This window comes from Streptomyces sp. NPDC055140, from assembly GCF_053607285.1.
In genome coordinates this window covers 1-3,890 of sequence record NZ_JBSGTG010000098.1, presented here as the reverse complement: position 1 = coordinate 3,890, position 3,890 = coordinate 1, and the positions used below count along the sequence as shown (strand labels likewise).

The window sequence follows — 3,890 nt, the reverse complement described above, 5'->3', positions numbered from 1 at the left end:
TTGTCGGTGCGCATCCCGGCGACGAATTCATTGGGCGGGAACGTAGCCTGGGTGCCCCATTCCTGGACGCCATCGGCTCCGACGGCGGCGATCTCCTTCTGGGCGAGGAGGAAGCGGATCTGCAGGTCCGTGCGTTCTTGGGGCGTGATGTTCTTGGCGCGCAGTTCCTGGCCGACGGTGCGTGACTCCTCGAAGAGCGCGTCCATGTAGCGCTCGGGAGGGTCGGTCTCGTAGTGGCCGAAGTCGCGTTGTTCGTCGGCGCCGAGGCTTCCGCGCATGCGTTCCAGTCGCTGCTCGGCGTAGTGGAAGATCATGGCTGCGATGTTGCGGCGGCCGTCGGTGCCCCGGTCCTGGTTGTCGTAGCGCCGCATCACGGTCTGCGCGATCCCGGAGATCATCTCGAAGCCTCGGAGCTGGGTGGTCTCCACCATGCCGTGCAGGCGCACGTCGAGGGTGAGGCGGTGTCCGGAGCGGCCGGCCCGGCCTGCGAGCTCGCTCAGGGCGTTCATCAGCTGGGAGGCTTCGGCCAGTTCGGGGTCGGCGGCCGCGCCGGCGGACAGTGCGCTGTCCAGCTCCGGGTCGTCCCCGCCCGGGTCCTGCGTGGGTTCCTGGGAGGCCTCGGCCCGCCGGAGTTCCTTGGTCAGCTTGTGGACGTGGGCTTTGAGCTTGCGCGGGGTGTCCAGTGCCTGAACGGAGTCGAGGCCGGATGCCCGGGCGGCGTGGTTTTCGGTGACGCGGGTGAGTGTCCGTATGGCCTGTCCACCTGGTGTGTTGCGCTGGTCCCAGGTGTCGAGGTGGGCGCTGATCTTGGCGGCGTGCCGGGCGATGAGGCTGGCGGCCAGGGTGGTGATCTTGGCTGCGTGGATCGCTGTCTGGGGTGTGATCTCTGCTTGTTCGTTGAGGCCCGCGAGTACATCGTCGACTTGCTTGCGGATGTCAACGATGGCATGCCAGTCGGGGTTGCTGAAGTAGTAGGCCTGGTTGTTCTGGGCGATGCTCATGGCGGCGTCGATGCCGGCCAGGTCGCGGGGGCCCGCCTGGGGTGGTGCGTCCGCGCCATCCAGTGTTCGTCCGTGGCGCCAGCCCTGCTGAAGGTTCGCCAGGCGACCGTAGCGCTCGAGCTCTTCCACGTTCATGTCCGCCGGTGCTCCGGGGGACAACTTGGGTACGGGTGGGGTCGGTGCGGTCTGGAATGGGGTGGACGTTGTCATCACGATCTCCGCGTCAGGACTGGCTGGGTGCGAGTGAGGTGGTCTGACCGGTGGCGAGTGCGTTGGCCTCGGCTTCCCTGCGGGTGTTCTTGCGGGCGAGGGGCGTGGGCGCTGTCGCTTCTGCCGGTTCGGCCCCACTGCTGGGTTCGCGGCGCTTCTGCTGGTCGGCGTGGATCTTGCTGACCAGCTGGCGGATGCGGGCCTCATCGAGTTCGGCGGGGTCCGCGGCTGGGGCGTGCGCCGGTTCGGCGACCGGTTTACGCAGAGCGGGTGGGGTGGCGGGACGGGCGAGCAGCGAGTCGATGTCGGCGGGACCTGCCAGCACCGTACGAGGCGCATCGGCCCGGTAAGGGCCGAGGATCTGCTGCTCCTCCAGGCGGTGAAGGAGGCGGTCGGCCCGCTCGGCGGTGACGCTCATGGCGCGCCGGAGTGTGAGCGGGGAAGCGTTCTGGTGGGAGGTGACGGTCAGCGCAGCCTGCCGCAACTGGGCGGCAGGGATGGGGCCTTGTGGGTCCTCTCCGGTCGGGACGATCCCGATCAGGCGCTGCTCGTAGGCCCAGGCCACGCCGTTGAAAAGGTCGGCGGTGGGCTCGTAGGGATGGGACTCCTCTCCGGTGTGCGGGTCGATGTCCCGCAGATCGACGACCCGGGCGGACAGGCGCTTCACCAGAAGGTCGTGCGCGGCGATCAGATTCGGGATGGGCGGCGCCCCGGCGATCAGGCCGTTGTCGGGCAGGAAGTCCGCGCCCGGGGGCTGGCCGTGGAGTTGTTCGTAACGGGCACGCCAGCGTGCCCGGTTGATGATCCACTGCTCTTGGAGTTCACCGCGCTCGTCGAGCGTGGTGGTGGGATCGGCCATGCGGCGCTCGAGGTCGCGCTCGATATGGGCGAGGTCCTGCATGCGCCGGTCGACACGCACCGCGCGCGGTGCGGGCAGGGTGTCCGTGTCCTGGCCGCGCAGGCGGGCGACGGTGCGTTCCAGACGGGTACTCAGGCCGGTGAGCCGGATCTTGGAGGCGACCGTTGCCAGTCCTTCAAGGATCCGGATGACGGACGTCTTGGCCCGGTTCATCAGGTGCTCGCCGTCCGGGCCGTGCAGCCGGCGCAGGGCGGGCACGGTTTTGTCCAGCTGGGCCACGAGGATGGTGATCTTCTCGTAGCGGGTGTTGGGCAGGCCGATGGAGTATGGGCGGATTGCGGCGAGGGCTTCGTGGGCGCTGTGGTGGGCGACGGTGACGTCGGCCGGCATCAGCGTCTCATCGGCGGGTGGGAGCTCGTTCGCGGCCTGGGCGATCTCCTTGAGCTCGGCTGCCTCCTTACCGAATCCGGTCTCGAGTTCCTCCCAGCTCAGATCGGCGGCGGCGGCCTCTTCCTGAATCCAGGAGCCGTTGTTGCGCAGGACCCAGATATGGTCGTCGGTCGCGAGGATATTGAGGGCCAGTTCCGGCTGGCCGGCGGTGTACGCGCCAAGCGCCTGCTCGGCGCGGTGCCGGGTCCGTTCCTCGCTGCCGTCTGGGCCCTGGGCGATCGTGTCGAGGAGGTCGGCGAGCTCGGCGGGGGTCGGCCGGGCCGGGAACTGCGGGGGGAGGATGCTGCGCACCGCATCGCGCCAGGTCTGGCTCAGAGGGGCGCCGAGCAGTTCGGCGGCCTGAGCGGCGCGCCACTCGACCGCGGCAAGGAGTTCGGGGCCGGTCATCTCCACGAAGCGGCTGTACGACATGCGCAGCAATCCGGTCCCGGAGGGGCCCAACCACACCACTACGGTGGGGTCTTCGCTGGTCTGGTCGTCACCTGACGTGCTCAGATCGACGCCGTAGACGGTGCCCAGCTTGAGGGGCTGGGGCAGTCGGCCGGGCTCGGGGTTCTCGGTGGTGTGCTGGCCGAGGCGTTCGTGCACGGCAGTGTGCAGGGCGTACGCGGCGGTGGTGCGGTCGGTGTGCTCGACCGGCTTCCCGTCGACCGGGGAGGGCAGGAACATGCTCAGCATCAGTTCCCCGGATTCGGGGGCCTGTTCCTTGGCCGGCGAGCTGGTGGGGGGCACAGGGCCGCTCGCGCGGCTCCTGGCGGGCCGCTGCCCGGGCCGGGCAGTGGCGGCGTCTGCGCCGGATGCCGTCGTGGGTGGTGCCTTTGCCTCGGAGGCGGATTGACGGCTGTGGACGTGGGAGTCGTTCGCGAAGTACCCCTCGGGGTCGGCTGCGAGCAAGTCCACGGCCTGCTCGTAGACCTCGTTCTCGTAATCCTCGTGGTGCTTGCCCGGCCCGAGCAGCACCGCCGTGGCGGTCATGAACCCGGGTATGCCCCAATCCTGTTTGAGCCGCTTCGCCCAGGTGAGCGCGGCATGCTCGAGCGCGATCGTGTCGCCAGGCGCTTGAGCCTGCACCGCCTCGTGGATGTAGCGCGCGGCCTCGGCGGCGATGAACCGGGTGCGCTCGAACGTGACGGAGTCGAAGGCGTGGCTGGCGCGCTCGCTTTCGTCCGCGTGCTTCAGCAGGGCCGCCTCAACAATGGCGTCAAGCAGTGGCTGGCGCTGTTCGAGAGCGGCCAGTACCGGCGCGGTGCCGTCGCCGTCGGCTTCGATGCCCTCCTCCCACAGCTTCGCCGCGTCCTTGGCACCCCGGGCGGTGGTCACCTCCGTCGGAGCGGGCGCTCGCAGCAGTTCGTTCGACTTGGTGAGCAGGA

Annotated in this window: 2 protein-coding genes; both read right to left on the bottom strand. The window is 69.3% G+C overall.

Annotation, left to right across the window (positions count from 1 at the left end; genetic code table 11):
* The coding region (locus ACWFR4_RS47435; protein ID WP_453658031.1) for a hypothetical protein at positions 1–1,136 on the bottom strand (1,136 nt) is incomplete at its 3' end.
* Positions 1,137–1,224: 88 nt separating this feature from the next.
* Positions 1,225–3,890, bottom strand: a 2,666-nt coding sequence (locus ACWFR4_RS47430; protein WP_453658029.1) for a DNA translocase FtsK, incomplete at its 5' end; no start/stop codon positions are given.